The sequence below is a fragment of the Pontiella desulfatans genome, from assembly GCF_900890425.1.
Classification (GTDB): domain Bacteria; phylum Verrucomicrobiota; class Kiritimatiellia; order Kiritimatiellales; family Pontiellaceae; genus Pontiella; species Pontiella desulfatans.
In genome coordinates this window covers 1,109,353-1,133,846 of record NZ_CAAHFG010000004.1, presented here as the reverse complement: position 1 = coordinate 1,133,846, position 24,494 = coordinate 1,109,353, and the positions used below count along the sequence as shown (strand labels likewise).

The window sequence follows — 24,494 nt, the reverse complement described above, 5'->3', positions numbered from 1 at the left end:
CGCTGCGCTAGAGAACACAGAGTCACAGAGAGACCACCCTCCCTCTGTGCCTCAGTGACCTCTGTGGTGAAAAAACCTGTATTTCTAATGCAACCTAACGTTCACTTTCAGGAACCCGGACTCGGCCTGGCTCACATCGACCGTATGGCTGTTTTGCGGATACAGGATGTTATCCTCAACCACGGTCTGCTCGCCAGAGATCAGGTCGGGCGATTGCGTGATACTGTAAACGCGGTTTTCCTTCGACTCCCATTCCAGCACAATCTGCTCACCGCTCTCGTCCATGGTCTGGGTTGCCTCCACCGCAAAGACCGAGGCGGCGCTGAGCGGATTGAAGCCCGAAAGATATTCCTCCATGTTGGTCAGGCCGTCGCCATCCACATCCAGCGTAGGATTCACCTTTGCCGGCGGCAGGCCGACGGTGCCGGCCCACTGGGTATAGTCGGACATGACGATGGCCGAAGGCGTCCCAACCTTGAATTCCAGGTTGTCGAGATAGACGTGGTTGGTTGCGGCCACACCTTCCTGGTCGAAGTAGATAATGGGATAAACATGGTCCGGAACAAAATCCCCCGCGCCCGTATCCACGGGGAACGAGCCCGTGTATACGATATGGTGCTGCCCCGCCGCCAGCTTCGCCTGGGTGTAGTCGAACGGGCCATTGCCGGTGTTCGCATCGTCTTTCCAACGGAACAGGATTCCGCCCACGGCTTCGCCCAGGCTGGCCGGAATGTAGATGTCGAATGCAAGCTGATAGCGGTCGCCGGGTTGGATGTTGTATGCCGTCAGATCGATCGGGTTCGCCACGGGTCGAACCCCCGCCCAGCTGCCGCCACCGGACGAGAGCAACGCAACCTGGCCCGATGCATTCGAGAATGCGACGGGCGCAGCGACCACCATGCCGGTCAACTGGTTCGCCGTTTGGATATCGGTTCCGGGCAGCGTGGCATTGCCACTGGTCGATGCGCCCGGGGCCGCCCCCTCGAAATCCTCGCTCCACAGCGACTCCAAAACCAGCGGCGGCGGGCCATCCGTCACAACAATCACGAGCGTTGCCGTATTGGTGTTATCCGCGGCATCGACCACGGAAACCTCGAACGAGTTTTCTCCAATGTCGGATGCCGTCGGCATACCGGAGAGCGCGCCGTTGGTGGAAACCGCCAACCAGGCCGGCCCGGTTGCCGAGAAGGTCAGCGCATCGCCTTCCACATCAAACACCGCATTCGTCAGCGATCCGGCATAGGCCGTTCCCTGGTCGACTGAGCCGCCGTCGATGGGATCGGCCAGGAACACCGGGGGGGTGTTGAACGGCAACACTTCGATGCGGAAGTTGTCCATGTTCACCTCCGGGATCTTGCTGAACGCCCCGATGCTGGCATTGGTGGAGCTCCAGCCGGTGGTATAGCCGGCATAGATGGTTTCGCCGTTGGCAATCGTGCCGAGCTCCTGCGTCGCGGTGCTGAACCGGACGGTTCCGTCCAGGATGATGTTGGCATGGCGCACATAGTTGGATGCACCGCGCTCGACGGTCAGCTCGACGCTGAACCAATCGCTGGTTCCGCCGGCGGCCGTGTCGATGCCCAGTTCGGCATGGGGAACCCAGCCTTCCACCCAGACTCCGTTCTCGCCGGTTCCATTGACGCCAACCGCGGCGCCGCGGTTGCAGAGGGTGAAGGCGTTGCCGCCGTTCTCGTGCCAGTTGGGCGAAACACCCAGCAGGAAACCAAAGGCGGCTTTGTTGACGAAGGTGGAAATGTTTCCACCGGCTTCATGGAAGTAGCGGAAGTCGGAGCTGATCACGGCCTTGTCGCCGTCGCGCGAGAGGGCGAAACCGTGTTTGCTGGGTGCATGGTAGTTGCGCTGGGCCACGGAGGTGTCGAGCACCGCATACTGCCCGTTGGCGCCCAGCAGATTCTGCTGGTCGGTGCCCTCCTCCCATTTCGGATTCCAGTCGGAACCGTTGATGGTGGTTGCATAGCCCGTATTGGTGAACGGCTCTTCAAAGAGCACATAATCGACCGATGGCGGCGGGGGCGTGGTGGAGCCCTTGTTGTAGACCACCGTAAGCTTCGGGGCGGTTGCGCCCTCCTTGGAGCTGAACCAGGCATCGTTGCCGCCGCTGTCCATCTTGGCCACCAGCGTGTAGGTTCCGTCGCCATCGAGCAGGCTGGTTACATCGAACTCGTAGGTGGTTCCGAGGGCGAAGCTGCCGCTCATCGATCCCACTTCCGCCCCCGTCGCCGGTTTATTGGCGTCGGTCAGCGTCGTTTCCGTCCAGGTGTTGTGGGAGCCCTTGTAGAGACGGATCGTGCCGCTGCCGGCGTCGCCGGCGCATGTCAGGGAGAGCTGGGCGCTGACCACATCGTCCGAGATTCCCGACACATCAAACTGCAGGTAGGCCACGCGGTTGTTGGCCTCGATCTTCAGCTCGGAGGTATTGAACGGCGTAGTGCCCTGGATGTAGGCATCGTGCACCACATTGAACGTTTTGGTTTCCTCGAACGATTCCTCGTCGATCACCAACGCGAACGCCTTCTGGCGGGCATCGCCATCCGCATCATCGACGCGAACCGTAACGTTGAAGGTTCCGTCCACCGTCGGCGTTCCGGAAATCCGGCCGTTGCCGAAGTTGAGACCGGGCGGCAGGGAGCCGCTGGCGATCGACCAGGTGAACGGTGCCTGTCCATACTGGATTGCAATGGTTTGGTCGTAGGCGGAATTGACTTCGCCGGCCGGCAACGAGGTGGTGACAAACTTCGGGAAGCGATCGTCGATCACTTCCACAACCACCTCGTCGCTTCCGGTCTTTCCTTCGTCGTCGGTGGCGGTCAGTTCAAAGACATAGGTGCCTTCCACCAAACCGGTCAGTTGAAGGGTTGCGTTGGTTTCACCCGCCATCGGGATGCTGGTGGGCCCGGAAACCTGCGCCCACTGAACACCGGCAATCGTTCCATCGTCGGAATCCTCGGCGGAACCCTCCAGCGTTGCCGTGCTCGCCGGCACAAAGAGGGTTTGGTCGATGCCCGCATCCACGATGGGATTTCCACCGCCATCGCGCTGCGATTCGGCCATGTTGTTGAAGGTGGTTTCGTTGAACGAAATGCTAGTCCGGAAGAGCACCATGCGGTCAATGGAATGCCCGGGGGAACGGGCGGCCAGCTTGATGGTATGGATGCCCGGCTCATAGTGGCGGCGCACGTTGTTGTCGGAATAGTGCGTGCCATGCACCGGTTCGAAAGTGGTTCTCCAAGACCATGCGGCCTGACTCTGCACCCACACCTTGTGGAAGTCGCCGAAATCCTGATAGCCGGAAACCGGCGTGCCGGAATTCAGCGAAACAAACGTATCGTTGCCGGCATCGCCGGACGCCACATTGTCATACTGCTTGGAGCGCCAGCGGAAGAAATAGTCGCCGGCCGTCGTGATCTTGAATTTATAGGTGATGATCCCGTTCACCTGCGCCTCGGTCTTGGTATTGCCCGAAAACTGCGCGCCGGTCCATTCGAGCCAGCCGTCGCCCAGGCTGCCGGCCATGGCATTGGCCGCGCCGTGGGTCGTCGGGCGCGCGACCCAGTTGGACACCAGGTCGCCATGCTCGGCTTCCATGACGACGATGCCGTCCTTTTCAATCCAGGCGCCATCGACCCCCAACGGCAGTACCTTGACCTGCACCTGGTCGGTCGCAACGTTGCCCTGGATGTCGGTGACCTCGATCTGGAAGACATAGTCGCCCTGCTGCGAAAGGCCGGACGCCGTCAGGCTGGTGGTGCCCTGCCCGCCCAGCGATGCGGTGAGTGGGCCGGAAACCTGTGTCCATACAATGGAGTAGTGGCTGTCGTCGTCTGCCGATCCATTAAAGACAATCTGGCCAACGGGCAACTGGATGGTTTTGTTCGGGCCGCCGTCCGCGGTCGGATCCTGAAGGTCGGCCGGATCGAGAACGCTGATGCGGATGGAATCGCTACCGGTTCCGCCGTCGTTGTCGGTGGCGGTCAGCTTGAAGAGATAGTCGCCCTTCACCAGGCCGGATGCCGTAAGGTTGATCGTGGTTGCACCGGCAAGCGTCGCGTTGTTCGGCCCCGATTCCTGCGACCACAGGTAGGAAGCAATGGTTCCGTCCTGATCGGTCGCGGAGCCAGCGATGGTGACTTCGTTGGTGGGCAGGATGATGTAGGAGTCGGCCCCGACGCTAACGGACGGAACAATGCTGACACTCCCCTCTCCCACGTTTTCCTCGCCGGCGCGGCAGATCAAGACCGCCCAGTCGGAGCCGGTGTTGCCCGGCGCGCTGCCGACCGCGCGCGAGGCGCCGCCGGAAACCTGCGCCACCGAGCCGGCCTGCAGGGCGCCGCCGTTGCGCGGATCGAACCACCACACCTTGAAGGTGCCGGTTGCGGCGGAAAGGTCGATGGAGGTGGTGCCGCCGTTGGCGAGGAAGATGGCGTATTTTTCGTTGGTTTTGCCGAAGCAGTATTTGTCGTTCCCGTTGCCGGTGTTGCCGATCAGGCTGTTCATGTTCCACATGCGGCTGAACAGGAGATGGTCGTTGAAGAACTGTTTGGCGAAGCGGCAATAGTCCCACATGCGGTCGCGGGAACGGAAGTCGGTGAGGGTGAGGTCGCTGTGCGGGTTTTGGTAGCCGGCATAGAGTTCAACGCCGCCCCCGCCGGCCATCAGGTTGCCCCACACCACGTTCTTGCGCATTTGTGCCTGGCTGGGCGTGGTGGTCGTGACGGAGTCCGGCGGATTGGCATAGTTGGCGGGGCCCTGCTCGTCGTTGGCCACCACCCACGGCTTGCCGGCGGCCGTGGATTCGTTGATCCACTGGAGGGTGCGGGAATGCACCTGGGCATAGTTGCACTGGAGGGAAACGCCGGTCTGCTCCGACGCCGTTCCCAGCAGCGGGCGGTAGATGGCCTCCCACTCGTTCGGATAGGTGTGCAGGACGATATGGTTGCCGTAGGGGTCGAGATCCTTGATGTACTGCATCATGTCCTTGACCTGCTGGGTGGTCTGGTCGTTTTCCTCGCCGATGTTCCAGTTCAGCGCCAGGTGGTGGCCGAAGCGGGCCACCAGCTCCCGGCAGTAGAGCTTGCGCTCCGTGCCGAGCGCCCCGGCATCGAGCCCCCAGGTGGCATGGTTGTCGTTTTCGCGCTCCTGCATCTTGAAGTGCAGGTACATGCCTTTGTTCTGGCCATGCCGGAAAACGATTTCCCACTGGTCGAGCTTGGAGCAGTCGTAGACGAGCGGATTGGTGTGGGAGGTGAACGGCCAAACATCCTTGGAGTCGCCACCGGCGTTGTAGGTGAGAAAGGAGAAGACGTTCTGGCCTTCGGATGCGAGGTAGTTGATGGCGCCGACGATGCCCTTGCCCAGGCCGCTCTTCCAGGTCGGGTCGCCGGTCTGCCAGTCGGCCACATGGTCGGCCCAGTCGCGGCGGTAGTCGGTTCCGGTATGGGTGTAGGTGTTGTCGAACTCGAGATAGTTGAGGAAGTTTTCCGGGGCGTCGGCGCCGGTCTTGATGAAGGCGCCGCCGGTGGCCGCGTGCTTGAGGTAGCGGGAGCCATCGTAGACCAGCCGGCCCTTGGTGCGGAAATCGTCCGCGCCCTTGTCGGTTTCGGCAACGGAGAAGCTTCCGGCGGTTCCGTTGTAGGGGAACACGGTGGCCCCCGCCCACTCGCCAAGGTCGGTCGCCACGTTTGAACCGGAGCGGAACAGGACGGTGTAGTCCCAGGTGCCGATCAGATCGGGGGCCAGGTGCGCGCGCCATTTGTTGCCCGCCGTTGCGCCGGAGTTGGCGGCATCGCCATCGGCGGCGAAATAGCCGGGAACGAGGTAGGTTTTGCCGGAGTCGCGATGCGTGAATTCGACGTTCATGCGGTAGTCGGTGAACGGGTTGGGCGTGGCGGTCTCCGAGGTGTCCGGGCCATCCAGGGTCAGCGTGACCTTGTGCCAGCGCTTCAGCTCGCCGCCGGCATCCACCGCCGGTGTGGTGGAAAGCGTCAGCGCGGTCCAGCGGCCGCGCGCATAGGCCCAGCCGCCGTTTTCCGGAACCTGCTCGTTCGAGGTGCAGTTTGATTCCACTTCGATGATCGCCCCGGCCGGAAGATGGACATTGTTGAAATAGTGGTCTTGCGGCTCATAGTCGGTCGTGGTCGGCTGGTTGGTGCGCGACCCGACCAGCGTTCCGTTGACGGACAGCCGGTAGGAGCATTCGCCGTCCAGCTCCTTGAGCGCGGTCAAGGCGAGGTTGTAGGTGCCGGCGGTTCCGTTGAAGACCACGCGCGCCTTGGCAAACTTGTTGCGGTAGGCTTCGGTCGCCGCATCAATGGCCAAGGCGTTCTTTGCCGTATGCTTATAGTACGGCACCTCGCCCGAGCTCAGGTTGGTGAAATCTGTCGTCGCTCCATAGGTGTAGGTTGACGCGTGAACCGACGATGTTATCGCAAACGCCGCCATGAAACCCAATAGACACCCTATTTTCCTCATCATATTCCCCTCTCTCAATGTTATGGTTCTCATTCCTGGCCGAAACGCACCCCTTGGTACATTCGTGAAAATTTCCTTATTCGACTTCCGCGACCTTCAGTTCCAGCATCGGCGGCGCAACGCCTTGGCTGGAACTGAACCAGAAATCGTTGCCGCCCCGGTCGAGCGCCAAAACAAACGCATTCAAGCCGGGATCCAGCAGACGGGTTTCGAGATCGAGTTCAAGGTCTTTGCCCTTGCCGACGCGCCCGTTGAAATGGGCCACCTCCACCCGCTCGCCCAGCCCTTTCAAGCCCGGATCCACGCGGAAGAGGCGGACATCGCCATCGCCACCATAATCACTTTTCCAACCGACCACGCGCAAGCGTAGCCGGGCTTCGAGGATTGGGCCCGTCACCTGGCCTAGGTCAAATGTAACGAAACCCTCGTACTTGCGCTGGGGATCGACCGCGATAACGGATTTGTCCTTCTCCTGGTTGAGCGAAAGATCTTCCTTGGGCAGCAGATGCGAAATGCGGAACGGGCTCGCTTCGATTGAACCGTCGGACGAGTCGGCAAAGGATCCGGGCCCCACGACCACACTTTGGTCGCTAACCAGCGAGTTGAAGCGGACCTTGCCATGGGTCACCGCCAGGCGGGTAATGGCATCGGCATAGACCTCGAAGGCGGTGCCGAGCACCACGACTTCGGCATCGCGGGTGCTGACGCGCATCGGCTGCCCCGGGGATTGCTTCGCCACTTCGGCAAACAGGCGCCCCTTGTCCAGATGGATCATCTTGGCCCCGTTGCGGTCGGTAACGTGCACCAGCGAACCGCCCTTGAGCTGGACTTCGGTCTCCTCCTCCAAATACTGGAATGCCAACTGGCAGCCCGGCGGGATAACCAAACGGTCGCCGTTGCGGATTTTCGATGCGGAATTGAGCTTTCGCACATGCCCGTCGTTCACCACCGAAATCGCCTGCCCGTCCAGCACAAAGAGATCCGAGACCTTGGCAATGGCCGGGGCCGACGGCTTGGAGGCGATCATCTCGGAAATGGTCGCCTTCTGGGCATAGAAGACCGTGCCCAACGTGGCAACGATCGCCGCCGCCGCGGCAATGGCGCGAATCCGGCGGGTGCGGCTTTTGCGGGTGTTCAGATTAATGATTTTGCCGGCTTCCATATGGTGCACATGGTGCAACAGCCATTCGTCGCGCCCGGCTTCGACAAATTGACTGCGGACATCGGCATCCTGTTCCAGCAGCCCCTGCAACCGCTCCAGCTCCGGGGCGGAAAGATCGCGCAGATAGTATTCCGCAATCAAATCCATCGTTTCTTGATGATCAGGCCGGTTCATTGCGCCTCCGATTGCTGCAACTGGAATTCAACACATTTGCGCAGCCCCGTCTTCATGCGCTTGAGCAGGGCATAAATGCCCTGGATCGAGTTGCCGATCGTCTTCGAGATCTGCGAGCAGTCCAGCTCCTCGACATAACGCAACTGCATGATGCGGCGCTGCTTGGCCGGCAGTTTTTCAACGCAACCCTTAAGCGCAACCTGCCGGTCGGAAATCTGCTCGTTGTCGAAGGAGGAGAACAACGGCAGGAAATCCTCGAGCAGCTCAAAGCTCACATGGCCCGCCTCGCGGCCCTTCGAGCGGTAGAAGCGCTGGATCTGGTTGCGCGCGATTCCCATGAACCACGGCAGCGCCGGGCGCCCGGTGTCGTAGGTCGAAGCCTTCTTCGCCACCACGATTGCCACCTCCTGGAGAATATCCTCCGTGGCATGGTAGTCGCGCGTGGCCGAAAACACATAGCCGCGCAACTTGCCCTGGTTCGCATAGAACCGACGCAACAAGGCTTCAATTTGTACAGCATCCTGCATGGCACTCCATCTTTAGCACGGAACCACGACGGTTCACATTTCCAATTCACATCCAATTCCCCGATTAGGCAATGAAAGTGTAAAAAGTTCCCATCCTGCTTCCCGGCAGTGGCCCCTCGGGGCATCCAGCCCGCCGCTGCGCCACCGCACCCCGGGAGAGGCGCCCAATCCCGCCTGGATCGTCCAATTATCATACTTATGCAAGTAAGATATGTCATTCCACCCTATCATTGTTGCTCTATTCATGATTTCCTACTTATGCAAGTATGATAATCCGCGTCCGTAGGAAACACTCTTCCAGCCAAGCGGAGGATCGGGACGGGCCCCACGCCCCCCCCATGAAAGGGGGCTCCGTGGCGATATCCAAATGCAGGATCGTCACGTTGGATTTAAACCCTAGCCCTGCGGTTGCGGGGCTGAAGGGGTCAACAGGGAAGGGGTGAAATTAAGGGTTCTTCACGGAAGTGCTTTTTTCCCGGGAACCGTGCGCAGAATCTCTTCAGGTATCGTTCTCGGCAAAGCACAGCTTTCAACCACGGAACGCACGTGGCCGGGCACTCAGCATATGCGTCTTCCGGCGTTGGCCGTGGAACGTTGCTCCGCGCCGTTTGTTTCACCGAAGCTGGAAAAGAACCCGCAGGTGTTGCAGTTATGCTGACGGCCGTCAGCATAACTGCAACATCATGCGGTGGGTTTCGATCTGTGCCCGGGTCGAATTCAAAGGGGTTCGGAAGTGCATGCAGGGATCCCCGGCAGGAAACAGCTCCCTGTTTTTCCAGCTCAAGACGCTCTTCCGTGAAGAGGCATATTAAGCCCGATGGCAAAAAGCGGGGCGAACCGCTTGAAGGGATTGAGGCGAATTGCTAGATTTTGTGGTTTCCAGGGAAAGTTTTATCCATATCTTGTGGTTTTAGAGGAATTTAGGCACATGGCCGCGAAAAAGAAACACGAATACACCGAGGACAAGATCAAGACGCTGTCGTCGCTGGAGCATATCCGGCTGCGTACGGGCATGTATATTGGCCGGACGGGCAATGGCGCGCACTATGACGATGGGATCTACATCCTCGTCAAGGAGGTGATCGATAACGGCATCGACGAGTTCATCATGGGCCACGGCGACCGGATCGATGTTTCGATCGAAGAGGACATGGTGACGATCCGCGACTTTGGGCGGGGCATCCCGCTGGGCAAGGTGGTGGCGTGTGTGTCGGAGATGAACACGGGCGCGAAATACAACGACGACGTGTTCCAGTTCAGCGTCGGCCTCAACGGGGTGGGCACCAAGGCGGTGAACGCGCTCTCTACCTATTTCCTCGTCCGTTCCCACCGCGAGGGCGAATATGTGGAGGCCGAGTTCGAGCTGGGCAAGCTGGTGCGCGAGGAAAAGGGCAAGACCTCCGAACCCAACGGCACCTTCGTGGCCTTTTCGCCCGACGCCGACATCTTCAAGAAGTTCCAGTTCAATCCCGACCATTTGGCGCGGCGCCTGCGGTTCTATGCCTACCTGAACGCCAGCCTGAAGATCTGGTTCAACGGCGAGCTCTACCACTGCAAGGGCGGCCTGCTCGACCTGATCCGCGACGAGAGCCAATACGAAAAGATCTACACGCCGCTGCACTATTGCGACAAGACGCTGGAAATTGCCCTCACCCACACCAACCGCTTTTCGGAGGAGTATTATTCCTTCGTCAACGGCCAATACACCTCCGACGGCGGCACCCACCTTTCGGCCTTCCGCGAAGGACTACTGCGCGGCATCAACGACTACGCCAACAAGAAGTTTTCCGGCGACGATGTGCGCGAAGGCGTGCTCGGCGCCGTGGCGATCCGCCTGAAGGAACCGATCTTCGAGAGCCAAACCAAGAACAAGCTCGGCAACTCGGAGATCCGCTCGGACATCGTGGCGAAGGTCTCGCAGGTGGTCGCCGACCTGTTGCACCGCAGCCCCGACGAAGCGAAGAAGCTGATTACGAAGATCGAGGAGACGCAGAAGCTGCGCAAGGAGCTCAACTCGGTCAAGAAGCTGGCGCGCGAGCGCTCCAAGTCGGTCTCGATCCGCATCCCGCAATTGAAGGACTGCAAGAACCACTTCAACCGCGAAAAGCAGAAGCACCTCGAAACGCAGATCTTCATCACCGAGGGCCAGTCGGCCGCCGGCTCGATCGTCAGTTGCCGCGATGCCAACAACCAGGCGATCTACACCCTCAAGGGCAAGCCGCTGAACGTTTGCGACCTCAAGCGCGACGCGCTCTACAAGAACGTGGAAATCTACAACCTGATGCGCGGCCTCAACATCGAGGAAAACCTCGACAACCTGCGCTACAACCACGTCATCCTCGCCACCGACGCCGACGTCGACGGCCTGCACATCCGCAACCTGATGATCACCTTCTTCCTGCGCTTCTTCGAATCGCTGGTGCGCGAGGGGCATCTGAAGATTCTCGAGACCCCGCTGTTCCGCGTGCGCAACAAGAAGGAGACGATCTATTGCTACTCCGAGGAGGAGCGGGTCAAGGCGATCGACAAGATCGGGCGCGGCGCGGAGATCACCCGGTTCAAGGGGCTCGGGGAAATTTCGCCGAAGGAGTTCAAGGATTTCATCAGCGACGATGGCATGCGGCTTTCGCAGGTCAATGTGGAAGGCGACCACTCCATCTCGGAGATCCTCTCCTTCTACATGGGGAAGAACACGCCCGACCGCCGCGAATTCATTATGGACAACCTCGTCGTCGACGCGGAGATGCTCTAACCAATTTTAAACCGCGAATGGACGCTAATTAACGCGAATACAGATGGCTGAGAAGAAAAAAGACGAAGAACTGGAGCTGTTCGAGGAAGAAGCGGCGGAGACGGCCGAAGAGGTTGTTGAAGAGGCGGCACCCGATGTTGAGGACAGAAAAGGTTTCGATCCGCTGCATGCGGAACACGGCCCGCTTAACAAGATGGTGCGGCAGAACTTCCTGGAATATGCCACCTATGTGATCTGCGACCGCGCCATCCCGGCGCTCGAAGACGGGCTCAAGCCCGTACAGCGGCGCATCATGCATGCGCTTAAGGAAAAGGACGACGGCCGCTTCATCAAGGTCGCCAACATTGTCGGCCACACGATGCAGTACCACCCGCACGGCGACGCGTCGATCGCGGATGCGCTGGTGACGCTGGCGAACAAGCGCTACCTGATCGAAGGGCAGGGAAACTACGGCAACCTGTTCACCGGCGACCGTGCGGCCGCCTCGCGTTACATCGAATGCCGGCTGACCCCGCTGGCGCGCAACGAGCTCTTCAACAAGGAGCTGACGGAATGGATCGCCAGCTACGACGGCCGCAACAAGGAACCCGTCAGCCTGCCGTGCAAACTGCCGCTGATGCTGATGCTTGGCGCGGACGGCATTGCCGTCGGTCTTTCCACCAGCATCCTGCCGCACAACTTCATCGAACTGCTCGAAGCGCAGATTGAAATCCTGCGCGAAAAGAAGCGTACGCCCGTCAAACTCAACCTGCTGCCGGACTTCCAGACGGGCGGCCTGATGGATGTTTCGGAATACAACAAGGGCAACGGCAAGGTGAAGCTGCGCGCGAAGATCGAGATGCGCAAGAACAACCGCCTCGTCATCACCGAAGTGCCGCACGGCACCAACACCGATTCGCTGACCTCCTCCATCGAAGACGCCGTGAAAAAGAAAAAGGTGGCCGTGCGCCAGATCGACGACTTCACCGCCGAGAAGGTGGAGATCGAGCTGACGCTCTCGCCCGGAGCCTCGCAGGAGCAGACCATACAGGCGCTCTATGCCTTCACCAAATGCGAAACCTCCGTTTCGAGCCGCCTGATCTGCCTGCGCGAAAACCGGCCGGTCGAGATGACGATCGACGAAGTGCTACGCGAAAACACCGCGCAGTTGCTGCGCATCCTCGAAGGCGAGCTGGAACTGCGCAAGGCCAAGCTGCTCGACGATTTCCACAACAAGACCCTCGTGCAGATCTTCGTGGAAAACCGCATCTACAAAAAGATCGAGCAATGCAAGACCTACGAAGCCGTCTTCGCCGCCATCTACAAAGGGCTCGAACCCTTCAAGGACAAGCTCCGGCGCGCCATCGTTGACGACGACATCGAGATGCTGCTGGGCGTTCGCATCAAGCGCATCTCGCTGTTCGACATCGAGAAGAACCGCAAGGACATCGAGGACATCCTGGCCGAACTCGCCGAGGTGGAAAAGAACCTGGGTGCGCTTAATGGCTATGCCATCCGCTATCTCAAGCGGCTGATCAAGGAATACCGGGGCCAGTATCCGCGCTGCACCGAGGCCGCGAGCTTCAAGGAGGTGGAAGTCCGCGAGCTGACCGCCACCGAGCTGCAGATCCGGCGCGACGAAAACGGCTACATCGGCACCAACGTCAAGGGCGATGTGATCCTCGAATGCTCCTCGCTCGACAAGCTGTTGGTCATCTGGACGAACGGGCAATACAAGGTGCTCCAGCCACCGGAAAAACTGTTCGTCGACGACAGCCTGGAACGGTGCGAAATCTTCGACCGCGAAAAGCAGTTCACCGCCGTCTACACCGACTCGCGCATCACCTACATGAAACGGTTCCAGATTGGAGGCGCGATCATGAACCGCGAATACTATGTTTCGCAGGGCGAAAAATCGAAGTTGCAGTTGCTGGTCGACGGGACGCCGGAGGCGGTCTTCGTGAAATACAACAAAGCCAAGGGGCAGCGCATCCACCAGCAACGCTTCAACCCGGCCGACATCGCCGTCAAGAGCGTCAAGAGCCGCGGCAACCGGATGACGACCAAGAGCATCAAATACATCGGCATCGAGCCGGGCCGCTGGTGGGACCACGACGACGAAGGAGCCATGCCGGAGGGCGTGTTGCTGTAGGAAAAGCATGTAGTCGGCCTGTCCGCAGAGCCGCCAAAAGGCGGGACTACATAGCTTTTCAAAGCTACTCGAAGAAACGCATGCAAAAAACAACCCCTTGCCGATTGAATCAGCAAGGGGCTGGAATCCATGCGTTCACCAGGATGTGTCCCGGCGGTTAACGCGGGCACTCATCAGTCCGCGCAATGGCCGGGGCCAATGTCGCCGTTATTGTAGTCGTCCAGAATGCCGGCGAGGTCGATCGCCAACGCCCTGTCCGGGGATTTTTTGGGGATGGTTCCTTTGTTCTGATATTTTTGAATGAGGTAATACGCCTTGAATCCGGCCTTGAGCACCTCATCGGGAACAGCGGTTCCGTTCACTATATTGAGTTCGGCGCCGATGTATTGATGGGCAAGGATGAGATAGGCATTCCCTCCCTTGGGCGGCGACCAAAGAGTCAATATGGCTTCATGCTTGGTGAAGAGGGAGAGCTCCTCTGTCGGCCAATCATAAGGGTGGGTTTTCCAGTACCCGATGGTATAGGTGCATCCCTCACCAGTCGGTTTCTCAAGTTCCCACGAAACAAATGTCCAGGCGAGAGAGGCGGGCTCCCGCCCGGAACCGTCATCAATGGACAGCAATTGCACGGTAACTTCCGTGGCCCCTGCCGGAACCGGTACGTCCAGCTCGACAACATCCAGGAAGCTGCCTTCGTTATCCTGAAGCGCATCAACCAGCTGGGTCGTCACCCCATCGACGGTTATATTAATCGCCGCTGGGCGAGGAACCGCGATATCGCTGACAATGATCGATATTGTTCCAACGCGAGGTTCCGATGATGGTGCGAAGGCGAAATTCACCGGTACCGTTTGGAAATCCACCGGTATGGATGGATCGTCGTATATTACATATGGAAGGTAGGCAAAATCGTTGCCATCCATAATTTGGATTTCCGCCATCGTGCCATCGTCGAGGATCACCACCACCGCGGCTCCATCGTTCGCGTAGGTGAAATCCAACCCTTCAACGTAAAGGACGTTGGTCTGGCCGACCAGAAGCCAATCCAGGTCTGAGCTCATGGCGGTGATGTCCGCTCTATAGGACGTGCTCGGCCACCCCAGCAACGGTGTGGGCCCACCAATGATTTCCCCGGAGATATTCGTTCCATTGAGCTGAATGGTGTCTACAACGACATAGTCGTCGTATCTGGGCCGCCCCGTCCAGTATAGCAACACCTGGGCAATGGCAACATCCGCCGGGATTGCAATTGAAATTTCGCCGGGTTGGCCATTTACCAAGCCGACCCCTTCGACCAATATTTCCGACCCTGGGGCAATGGGAATGCTCGGTAGACCGAGTTGCTCGGTTCCATCTGCACGGGCTTCGTTGATCAAGACCATTGAAGCCAATAGGCATCCGACCAAGCCGCATGTTGCTTTGCTGACATACTTCCTTTTCATTTTTCTCACCTTTCCTTTGCTGCTTCTGATTTACCAATCAGGACCATCACGTCTCCCGTCGCGATACCCCGCGCGGCAAGAAAAGATAATGTTCCTCCCGTTGTGAACGGAGGAACGTTATATCCCGAATCCTGAAACACACAAGTTTTAATAGCGTAAATTTCAAGCACTCAGCCAAGCGAGGGCGTTGGCGTGCTTTTTTATTCCAACAAAGAATAAGCACACAACGGGAGCGGATTGCCTGACGGTGTTCCATGGCAAGGGAACTTGGGAATTGCAGCGATGCCGCACCAGTCCTCTTTGTTGCACCTTCAGTTTTTGGGTATTACACGGCAAAGGCGGTGTAGAGCAGGAACAGCATACTGAGGATGGAAACCGCCGCCGCCAGCGCCATGGCTACCGACTCGGCCTTATCCACCTTCCTCAGTTCTGTTTCCAATGGGTTCATATGGAAACAGGAAAAGCAATTCCCGGGCCAATACGGGATCGGAATTTGGAAAGCGAATGGATGCAAACTAAAGCGGAGGAAGCTCCAGCCAGATGCCTTTGGTGATGACTTCGTCTTCCCAGCTGATACCGATCTCCCCGGCATCCCAGTCGAAGACGGAATAATCCTCGTGGAAATCGACATTGGAACCGGCGGACAAACCGGCCAACGCAACCACGGCGCCATAGATCTCGGAATTGGGGGCAATCTTGACCGGGCCCGTATTCGCGTAGATGACCCCCTTGAAAACATTCAGGTTGGATCTGATGTCGATGCCTCCATTGGCGAGCAGCATAATCCCCTTCCCTGAATCATCGACGGAGATGGCCCCTCCGGATGCAATCACCAAATCCCCATGGGCATAGAGAATGCTGCCGCCATCGAAACTCGCTTGCGAGCCAATGGTAATATCCGCGCCCGAAAAAATGCGGACTTGCTGGTTGAACGTGGTTTGGGCGGAAAGATTCACTGCCTCCCTGGCAATCACAACGCTTCCAGGAGGCAGGGCGGTTTTTCGATCGATTGAAAGGTTGCCGCCGCAATAAATCGTTACTGCTCCATTAAAGGTTGTGTCCGCATCGAAAAACAAATCGCCCGATGTAGTAATCTCGGTATTCGGGGCCACGCTTAGAGCCGTAGAATATCGGACATCGGCATCGTATGTGACGCTACCCGAAATGGATCCTCCAAGAAGGGTCAGCGGCAAGGCATTGGTGTTGTAATGGACGGCATCGATCTTTGAAAAATAAAAGTGCGTATCCAGATCGGGCGGCTCAACCTCCGGCGGGATTTGAGCTTGTTCATAGATGCCCCCCCCCATCACGTTCTCGCCATAAACATATTCCATGATTTCCGTGGTATGGTTGTGCGTGGAAAACTCGCCATTAAGCAGGAGCACACTGCCATCGATCTTTGAGTTGGAACTAAGGTCGGCATCCCCCTGGAGCACCAAGGCAGGCTTCAGGGCTTGGGAAATCGAGAGCATCTGTTGGACTCTGCGATTGAAGCCGCCATCCCGCCCAACGGAAACCACCGTGTAGGTTGTCTTGGGGTACGGGATAGTGGACGAGGAGATGTCGGTCACGTTGATTTCGTAGGAGCCGTTGCCAACACTATTGGAATACGAGTCATAATTGCGGTATTCCGGGAGGGTGAGCCGTTGCAAGGCATCCTGCAAACCCGCCTCCGCCATCCAGAATGCCCGAATGGATTGGCCCATCTGAATGGCCTCGATCCCCGCACGGGTTCTCAATTGGAACATGCCCATTACCATGACCAACAGGGTGAGCATGACCACGACAACCATCACCAGGGCTCCGCCCGATTTTCCATTTGTTCTGGATCGATTGTTGTTCATGGTTCAGTTCCTGGGAAAAAACGTCGTTGAATAGACCCGCACATCGGTGCCGCGGCTATTGCTTAGCGAGAAGGCGATCCCCACATAATTAGAGCCGATCACTGGATCAGTCCAGGATTCGAGCACCACGCCGGGACTGGTGGCGATCCGGTCTTTCCCGAAGGTCAGATCGTAGGTTCGCACGTCATCGGCGGTGAAGTATAGACCATCCGAATCGCCGGTGATCTCAGAGATTTTGGAATTGCGGATTTCCCTACCTAGTTCAACCATGGCAAGTCTGGCATCGCGCTGTACTCCGAGCGATTCGGTATTGTCGCGCCAGCCCTGCCACGCACGCACCAGCACCATCCCGACGGTAATCGCCATGACAGCAAAAGCCAGGGAAGCCATCAACAACTCAACGACTGAGAACCCTTGCCTTGATCGCCGGGCACGCATCACAGTTCTCCTTCCCAAACCCCATATTCCGGCGACATTAAGGAGCGCACCATAATATCAGTGCCCCTGTAGTTCGTCCGGACAACCACCTCGCGCATGTTCAGGTTGGTCATGACGGGATTGTACAAATCGATGACGTCTACTTGACATGGAAGGTTGTCGCCATTGATCACCAGGTTGGTGGAGAAGCCCCCAAGCTTGAAATATCCATCCGCCCGGGCCTGCTCCAGCAGCTCATTCACCGCATCGTATACGATGCGGTTTCCACCCTCAACATAGATGCCGCTGGTTGTATGATGGATCATGGAAGCCGCACCAAGAATCACGGCCACCAAAACCACGGAAGCCACCATGGTCTCAATCAGGGAAAATCCGTAGCGTCCCTTCTGTGATTTCCGCAATCTCATCATTTCTTCTTCCGTCGAGCTTCATACTTTAAATCATCCACCAGTGCAAGAAGCCCCCCTATCGAGGTCATATGACCCCTGGTTCGGGCACCTCCCCATCCTTGCTTAGTTGACCGCCATTTCCTGCCACTCGCTTAGATGGACGAAAAAGGTGGTGATCATCATATCGTTCTTAACATCCGAGGGAATCACTCCCGAGTTAAAATGAATCGAGGCCTCCTTCTTCAACCAGAATCCATTCCCCGCAACCATGGTTCCAGACACCGTCAAATCCTTGTCGGCCGTAATCTTCTTCCCCGAATAGATGAGCCCCTGGAATACCAGTGATTTCTTTATGTCCAGCTCGCCTTCGACCAACAGGGAACAACCGGTTCCGGTTCCAAACACGGTGCCGTTATCCTTCTTAATTTCGGCCGATTTCGCCACGTAGATGTTCACGTTGTCGCCAAGGGTTGCATTCTTGGAAAAGCTCAACTTGCCGTTGACATAGATATCGAGATTGGAGCCGATCACCACATTCTGGCCAAACTTTTGGTCGCCGTTTACCACCAGCGTTCCCCCTCCCACCGAATCGATGAGATTTGTGGGGTTGACCGAACCATTTACCGATAAGATACCTCCTGCCAGATCGATGGTATCACCCTTCGGTGGCGGGGGAGCCGTGCTGGTGAAATAGGACGAGAAATGATCGGTATCAATAGCAACCTCAATCTTGCCATCTTCGGTTATGGCTTCATATCCTTCGGCGGTGGAATAGACGTTTCCATTAATCCCGCTGTCGTCCGCAATATCGACGGCACCATCCTGGTAGATATCCCCATAGATGGAAGGAGCCCCCGATTTCTGGCCATCCAGTCGCAGCTTACCACCCAATCCCAACAGGGTGAACGGGCCCAGATCCGTCATGGTTACATCAACAGCCACCTTGCGTTGCATCCCGCGCACACTTCCCTGCGACTGGACGATGAAGTTTGTCCGGCTCGAATCGGTCGCCCAGAAATAAACACTGCACCCCCCCTGCCCAAAGCTGTTCGTCACAAAATCGGGAGACGAGGGGTCGTCGCTGGTCAAATCCCGATAACCGCTGTCGCTCCGCAGTTTGTGAACCACTTCCTGCAAGCCGGCTTCGGCCACCCAAAAGGCCTGGTCGCCCAGTTCAAGGCAGACCGATTCAACCCCGTTCACGTCCGAAAGTTTCATCATCCCGGCCGTGAGAAAAGCCATGGCCACCATCACCACCATAACCGCAACCAATGCGCCGCCACTCTTGTTGGATCTATTTTTCATGACTAGTTCCTCGAGAAAAAGGTGGCCTCGAACACACTATTATCCTGGCCCGTTGAAAGCGCCACCTTAACAAGCACATTCGTGGTGGTCTTGGTCGACTCGAATCCCGTCAGCCATCCGTCGATGACCGTGATTCCCTTGTAGACCAGGTCGTTGCCGGATACCACAAATGCTCCATGGGCACCTTGCAGGGAACCGCCTACGGAAATATCCTCAATCGGTGTTTCACGAACTTCATCCGCAATCAGTTTCATGGTCAATGAAACATCGCGCTGCATGCTGACCGAATCGTTGTGCTGCATCCAAGCCATCCATGAAAAATACAGAATGCTCCCCACCGTCAATGCAAGGATGGATGAGGCCAATATTGCGACCATCATCTCAACCAGGGAGAAACCGCTGCGCTTGCAATGTGCTCTCATAACTTCGCCTTGCTTAATCCATACTTGTAGCGTTTGGTTGCGAATTGAATCGAATCCGAGTCGTTGTTGAATTTCAGGTCGAGGGCGATCTCGATGCAATCGCTACCCTGAACAAAATCGACGGATCCGGTCAGGGTTTTCCCATTCACCGGTTTGGAAATGGATATGCTTGTGCCGGCAAAGGCCTGCAAATCGGGGTAGGTCATGTTCCAGTATTTTTCCAGGATAATGTTCGCCGCAATGGTCGCCTCCCGCCGGTCCTGATGCCCTTGGATTCCTGCGCCCGACCGGTAGCTGACCGAAGCCGAACCCAGCAACACGACAACCAGCAATAGGCAGGCAACCATCACTTCGATCAGCGTAAATCCAGATTTTTGTGTCTTCTTCATCTTCACGTCCTGCCAAAGGTGCGAGCGCAATCCATGGCCTGCACCTCCTCTACAGCCACATGGATAAAAAAAGCAGTATTCATGCCATCGCATGAATTCCCCGCCCCAGTCCCGATAAGATGGAACCCCCTTCAAAGCAGAACCGCCTTTTTTCCACAACAGTGCCCATGAAAGGCGACGGCAACACTTGCGGGGCTGCGGAAAAGCCCGTCCATCAACCAGTTAGATTTCTGTTTTTTGAGAAGTCCGCCGCTCGCAGGGTAGAGAGTAACAGGATTGAACGGAGGGTTTCGGCAAGCGACACCCCGCCGTTTCTTTATTTTTTTCCTGCCTTAAGTAGGTTTTCATACATGTCCATCACAACGATGTTCCCGTCCGCCCCCTGGAACTGCACCGCTGTTTTACCGATTCTCACGATCTCGTAGCCCTGTATGGAATCGCCCATGCGATAGGTTTCGCCGTTGATGCCCACCAAGGGATTGGCCGGACTCCAGTAGATGCCTTCCAGCTCGATCTCGAGCGCTCGTTGCTCCTTCGGTTCCATTCCTCGATCTTCGACGATCACCACCTCCGGAACGATCAAGGTAACCACTTGCTTCTTCGAGTTGGCGTTGATGGCCGCAAGAGCTTCGGCATCGTTGTTCAGCATGGCATCGACCGTCTTGACATTGTTGGCCACCGCATTGACGAGCACATCGTAGTTGGAAACATCGGTCGAAACCGTGCCAACCTGATTGATCCGGAAAATCCAATACGACATCGGAGCCGCCGTCAACAGCAACAACAGCAGGGTTATCACTAGCGGGATGCGGGTGCTTTCTTCGCGATAGTCATCAACAAAATCTACTTCGGGGAGGTTTAGTTTGGTAGCCATTATTCATTCCCTCCGGCGCCAGACCTGAAACCTTTGAACAAAACCAGCTCAAAGGTAATATTCGCCTTGCAGATCTGGTCATCCAGCCCGTTGGCCTGCTTGGCAATCTGCAAAGACCTCTCCGAGAGCAAATGTTGCGACACGGAGACATCGGCCAAAAACCTTTGGATTGCATCAATCGCCCCATTGCCGTTCACACTGGCAAGCAACACCGGCATGTTGCCGTTCTGCGCCGATGCGCGGCGTTCAACCTTCAGCGAATCGATGGTGAACTCCGCTTTGCGCGCCGCGTCCTGCACAAAGGAAATCAACTCATCCTCCGACGAGATGGGCTTGGTTTTCGAACTGTGGAAATCTTCGAGCACCCTCAGGGTCTGCCGCTGCGTCTCCATCAATTTCGGAAGCACTTCGCAAAGGCCCTGCGTGCGGTTCAACTGCCACTCGGACTGCAGCCGCAAGGCATAGGTGCTTAAACCCACGCCCACGATGAGGAGTGGCGGGATCATGACCCAAAGGGTCAACCGCCCCCGACTTGATTTGAATTTACCGATATCCATGACCCACCTACTTATTCAAAAGACACTCAAACTGCACATAGAAAACCGACGTGGTTCCCATGACCCTCCGCTCCCCTGTTACAGGACGGATCGTTGACACACGCTTCATCAACTCCTCATTCTCCTCCCAGGCTGAACGCAGTTGCTTCACGGGATCCCCGGCCGAGTCGGACGGGGGAGGCATCACAAGGCCGAAGTCCAATTTACTCTTGTTGGCCGAAAGGCTCTGCAACGAAACCCCCTCGGGAAGATCGATGAAAAGATTGTGCATGATAGGCAACAGCAGAACCCGCTGGCCAAGCGCCTTTTTCAGGTCGGCAATCGTCATGGCGTGGGTTTCGAGATCGGCATACACCTTGCCCGGATTGCGGAAGGCGGATTGGTCGATATCCGACACCGAGGAAACGGTACGCAACAGCTGGATGCGCTCTTGGCGGTTTGCCAGGAATTGCTGCATGTTGACACTGGCCAGATAGGCCACCAGCACCATGAGCGCCGCGCAAACCACCAGATAGACCAGCATGCCGTTGTAGAAACGGGCGCGCTCCTCCGGGGTACTCGTGAGATCCTTTGCCAGGTTTATTTTAAAGTCAACAGCCATGGTTAAATCCTTTTCAAATTAAGAATGAAGAATTCAGAATGCAGAATGGCGGGTCTGCGACGCTTTCCGCTAAAAGGGGTGCGGGGAATTCCCCGCCCATCATTCTTACTTCCAAATTCTGAAATCTTCATTTCAGGTATTCCTCAGTCCCAATCCCAGGCTGGTGGTCATCAGCGGGGAGATCACATCATGTTTTTTCGAGGTCTTCACACTATGCGAAATCAGGAAGTTTGCATCCCGCAGCGGGCTCCACACCTCGGTGGGCAGGCCGATCGTATCGTGGACCTGCGCAACAAACTGCGGATCATCCGGAACGAAGCCGGTCAAGACCAACTGGGTGACCGGGGTCTTGTCGACCTTCACATGGTAGTAGAGCAACGCGTCGGAAATGTTTTCGATGAGATACTGAACCTTCGTCGACCACTCGGCAGACCGGGAAATGATGGTGCGCGGATAGATGTAGTGGTCGTTGTACAGAATGGAGATATCCGCGTTGTAGCGCGAAAGGTTGACGACGCAGACGGCGTTGTCGTTGTTCACCTTTTCCCCGCGCAGCGCCAGGAAGAGATTGCAGAGCGAGGTGCTGCCGACATCCATCAGGACGGGATACAGGCCGGCCCTCTTGAGCAGGTTGAGCTGGCGGTTGACTTCCTTTTTACCGACCGCCACCAAGATGCCATGGAGCTGCTCGCCCAGCTGGGTGTAGGGATCGTTCCGGGGGCGGTTGATGTGCCAATCGAGGGCAATCTGCTCCGGCGGGAGCTGGAGCGACTCCTCCGCCTCGAGGCAGAGCGCGGAGGTCAGCTCGCGCGGGGCCAGATCCGGATACTTGAAATATTTAAGGCAAAGCGAACGGGTATGGAGTCCGGCGCAAACCGTCCGGGTCGGCATGCGGGTCGTTTTCCAAAGCCTTTTGATCACCTGAACAATTTCGGCATCGGAGGCATCCGGTGCATATTCCATCCAGCCGGCATGCGTCAGCACAATCTTGTGCCGGCCGCGCCGCACAATGCGCGCCACGCTCACCACGCCATCCGCAATATTGATTCCGGCGATGTTTTCACGTTTTGTTATGGATTCCGCTGCCGCCATTTTTTTGTTCCTTGCTAATTAAAAAAGAGGGACGGGGCGGCCACACGGCCGCCCGCGTATTTCGAGCTGCCTATTTACGGAGCCGGTGTTTCACCATACGTCCAGGTGGTTTTGCCATCGACAACCGCCATGGTAACGCGCATGCCAGCCGCGTCGCCACTGCCATCGGCCGTAATGGTGTAGTTGTTTCCATCCGCACCGGGTGTGATGGTGTAGCCGTTTCCGAGGAAGTAGGTTCCATTAAGGTCTGCTTCAGCCTTGATGCCACCCAGATCTGCCGGATCGGTAATGGCAGTGAAGTTGCCATGCTCGACATAGTGCATGCGCATCGCGGTTGCAATGGTGCTGCAGCCGGTCTGGGCCTCGGTCGCCATGGCACGGTCCTTGTTACCCGACATCAGCGGGATGGCCACCGCCGCCAGAATGGCGACGATAATGGCCACAACCATCAGTTCCACCAGAGTGAAACCGGACTTTTTGTTTTTCTTGGTCTTCATGTTTTTGGTCTCCTTGTTATTCCTTGTTAGTTTTTTTTACCTGACAACCACGGGTACCCCAACCCGCTCTTTCGTTTCTTGTGAATTCAACTATGTCCATAAAACAGTCGCCTTTACCCCTACCCTCCTTCCATGGCCTCAGTGCATGCCCGTCGAGACGGTGAAGATCGGCAAATAGATCGCCAACACCAGCATCAGGATGAACGCGCCAAAGACACAAATGACCAGCGGCTCGAACAACGCCATGGAGGTCATAACAGAAACCTCCACCTGGTCTTCGTAAAGATCGGAGACATTGTCGAGCACCTCGGGCAGCTGCCCGGAATCCTCGCCCACGGCCACCATGCGCACGATCAGCCCCGGGAAGATGCCCGATTTTTCCAGGCTGGATGCAATGCGGTTGCCGGTCATGATCATTTCGCGTACGCCCAGCACGTTGCGCTTGAGCAACTGGTTGCCGGTGGCGTCGGCGCAGATTTCGAGTGCGTTGGAAATGGGCACCCCGCTGTGCACCATGATCGCCATGCTGCGGCAGAAGCGCGCCAGGATATATTTTTTCAGGCAGCCGCCGGCGTAGGGCATGGCCAGCTTGAACTTGTCCTTTTGATACGACCCCGCCGGTGTGCGGCCATAGAGGACAAACGCCGTCGTCGACAGCACAACGCCCACGACGATGACCAGGAAATTGTCCACGAAGAATTCGTTGACCCCGAACACCAGCTTGGTGAACGCCGGCAACTCGGCCCCCTGCCCCCCGAAAATGTCGGTGAACTGCGGCAGGATGAACAGCGTCATGATCATGCAGACGATGATGAAAAAGATACCGATGAAAATGGGATAGGCCGCCATGGCCTTGATGCGCCGGCGCAGGCGGTCGGCTTTTTCCAGATAGTCGGCCAGCTGCCGCAGGGTGCCGGGCAGCTTGCCCGACTCCTCGGCCACCTTGACCAACCCGTGGAACATTTCGTTGAACACCTTCGGATGCCGCGCGATCGCCTCGGAAAAACTGCGTCCGTCGTGCAACTGCTGCACAATATCGATGCTGATCCGCTTCAGGACCGGGTGCTCAAGCTCCATGCCGATGCCCTCGATGGCATCGCGCAACGGAACGCCGGCGTTGACCGAGATGGCCAACTGGCGGCAGAACACCGCGAGGTCGGTCATCTTGACCTTCGATGCAAACGAAAAGGACTGGCGCGGCACCTTGGCTGGTTTCGCGGTCTTGACCTTGGCCAGGGCAGGCTTTGCCGACGAGGGGGCATCTTCGACGTTAAAAAGATCGACGACCGTCAGCCCCTTCTTGCGCAGGGCCTCCAGGGCCTCGAGCCGGGTGGCCGCCTCGAGCGAAGAGCGGACTTCCTGGCCTTCCTTGTTTTTCGCAATGTAGCTGAATGATGCCATGTTAAGAT

At 57.4% G+C, this 24,494-nt stretch carries 18 protein-coding genes; 2 read left to right on the top strand and 16 right to left on the bottom strand.

Annotated features, from left to right (window positions below):
- Positions 1–84: 84 nt before the first annotated feature.
- The 3 genes from E9954_RS30230 to E9954_RS30220 all read right to left on the bottom strand — a co-directional run bounded on the left by E9954_RS30230 (position 85) and on the right by E9954_RS30220 (position 8,352).
- Positions 85–6,492, bottom strand: a complete 6,408-nt coding sequence (locus tag E9954_RS30230) for a PKD domain-containing protein (RefSeq protein WP_168442696.1) — start codon at positions 6,490–6,492, stop codon at positions 85–87.
- Positions 6,493–6,565: 73 nt separating this feature from the next.
- Positions 6,566–7,825, bottom strand: coding sequence for a FecR domain-containing protein (locus E9954_RS30225; protein ID WP_136083017.1), 1,260 nt, complete (start codon positions 7,823–7,825; stop codon positions 6,566–6,568).
- Complete coding sequence (locus tag E9954_RS30220; protein ID WP_136083016.1) at positions 7,822–8,352, bottom strand: sigma-70 family RNA polymerase sigma factor; 531 nt, start codon at positions 8,350–8,352, stop codon at positions 7,822–7,824. Before E9954_RS30220 ends, E9954_RS30225 begins: the two co-directional genes overlap by 4 nt.
- 928 nt (positions 8,353–9,280) lie before the next feature.
- Here E9954_RS30220 and E9954_RS30215 point away from each other — a divergent pair.
- Both E9954_RS30215 and E9954_RS30210 read left to right on the top strand, forming a co-directional pair.
- Complete coding sequence (locus E9954_RS30215) at positions 9,281–11,104, top strand: toprim domain-containing protein (RefSeq protein ID WP_136083015.1); 1,824 nt, start codon at positions 9,281–9,283, stop codon at positions 11,102–11,104.
- Between the two features lie 43 nt (positions 11,105–11,147).
- A complete protein-coding gene (locus E9954_RS30210; RefSeq protein WP_136083014.1) occupies positions 11,148–13,235 on the top strand; it encodes a DNA topoisomerase IV subunit A in 2,088 nt (695 codons plus the stop codon).
- A gap of 173 nt (positions 13,236–13,408) precedes the next feature.
- Here the strand turns inward: E9954_RS30210 and E9954_RS30205 are convergent, their stop codons facing one another.
- From E9954_RS30205 to E9954_RS30145, 13 genes are all read right to left on the bottom strand, one after another.
- The gene (locus E9954_RS30205; RefSeq protein ID WP_136083013.1) at positions 13,409–14,677 is read right to left on the bottom strand and encodes a hypothetical protein; all 1,269 of its coding nucleotides are present in this window, start codon (positions 14,675–14,677) and stop codon (positions 13,409–13,411) included.
- A 515-nt stretch (positions 14,678–15,192) separates the two neighbouring features.
- On the bottom strand, positions 15,193–16,521 hold the full coding sequence (locus E9954_RS30200) for a hypothetical protein (protein ID WP_136083012.1): 1,329 nt from the start codon (positions 16,519–16,521) through the stop codon (positions 15,193–15,195).
- A gap of 3 nt (positions 16,522–16,524) precedes the next feature.
- On the bottom strand, positions 16,525–16,911 hold the full coding sequence (locus E9954_RS30195; RefSeq protein ID WP_136083011.1) for a hypothetical protein: 387 nt from the start codon (positions 16,909–16,911) through the stop codon (positions 16,525–16,527).
- Between the two features lie 47 nt (positions 16,912–16,958).
- Entirely contained in the window at positions 16,959–17,369 is a 411-nt protein-coding gene (locus E9954_RS30190) for a type IV pilus modification PilV family protein (RefSeq protein WP_136083010.1), read from the bottom strand.
- A gap of 102 nt (positions 17,370–17,471) precedes the next feature.
- A complete protein-coding gene (locus tag E9954_RS30185; protein ID WP_136083009.1) occupies positions 17,472–18,653 on the bottom strand; it encodes a hypothetical protein in 1,182 nt (393 codons plus the stop codon).
- Between the two features lie 2 nt (positions 18,654–18,655).
- Complete coding sequence (locus tag E9954_RS30180) at positions 18,656–19,075, bottom strand: PilW family protein (RefSeq protein ID WP_136083008.1); 420 nt, start codon at positions 19,073–19,075, stop codon at positions 18,656–18,658.
- Entirely contained in the window at positions 19,072–19,464 is a 393-nt protein-coding gene (locus E9954_RS30175; protein WP_168442695.1) for a prepilin-type N-terminal cleavage/methylation domain-containing protein, read from the bottom strand. Before E9954_RS30175 ends, E9954_RS30180 begins: the two co-directional genes overlap by 4 nt.
- 316 nt (positions 19,465–19,780) lie before the next feature.
- Positions 19,781–20,338, bottom strand: coding sequence for a hypothetical protein (locus E9954_RS30170; protein WP_136083006.1), 558 nt, complete (start codon positions 20,336–20,338; stop codon positions 19,781–19,783).
- A complete protein-coding gene (locus E9954_RS30165) occupies positions 20,338–20,895 on the bottom strand; it encodes a hypothetical protein (protein WP_136083005.1) in 558 nt (185 codons plus the stop codon). The genes E9954_RS30170 and E9954_RS30165 overlap by 1 nt, the downstream gene beginning before the upstream one ends.
- Positions 20,896–20,902: 7 nt before the next feature.
- Entirely contained in the window at positions 20,903–21,496 is a 594-nt protein-coding gene (locus E9954_RS30160) for a hypothetical protein (RefSeq protein ID WP_136083004.1), read from the bottom strand.
- A 132-nt stretch (positions 21,497–21,628) separates the two neighbouring features.
- Positions 21,629–22,588 carry a type IV pilus biogenesis protein PilM gene (gene pilM / locus E9954_RS30155; protein WP_136083003.1) on the bottom strand — a complete coding sequence of 320 codons (960 nt, stop codon included), beginning with the start codon at positions 22,586–22,588 and terminating at the stop codon, positions 21,629–21,631.
- 74 nt (positions 22,589–22,662) lie between these two features.
- Entirely contained in the window at positions 22,663–23,085 is a 423-nt protein-coding gene (locus E9954_RS30150) for a type IV pilin protein (protein ID WP_136083002.1), read from the bottom strand.
- Between the two features lie 138 nt (positions 23,086–23,223).
- Entirely contained in the window at positions 23,224–24,486 is a 1,263-nt protein-coding gene (locus E9954_RS30145) for a type II secretion system F family protein (RefSeq protein ID WP_136083001.1), read from the bottom strand.
- Between the last annotated feature and the right edge of the window lie 8 nt (positions 24,487–24,494).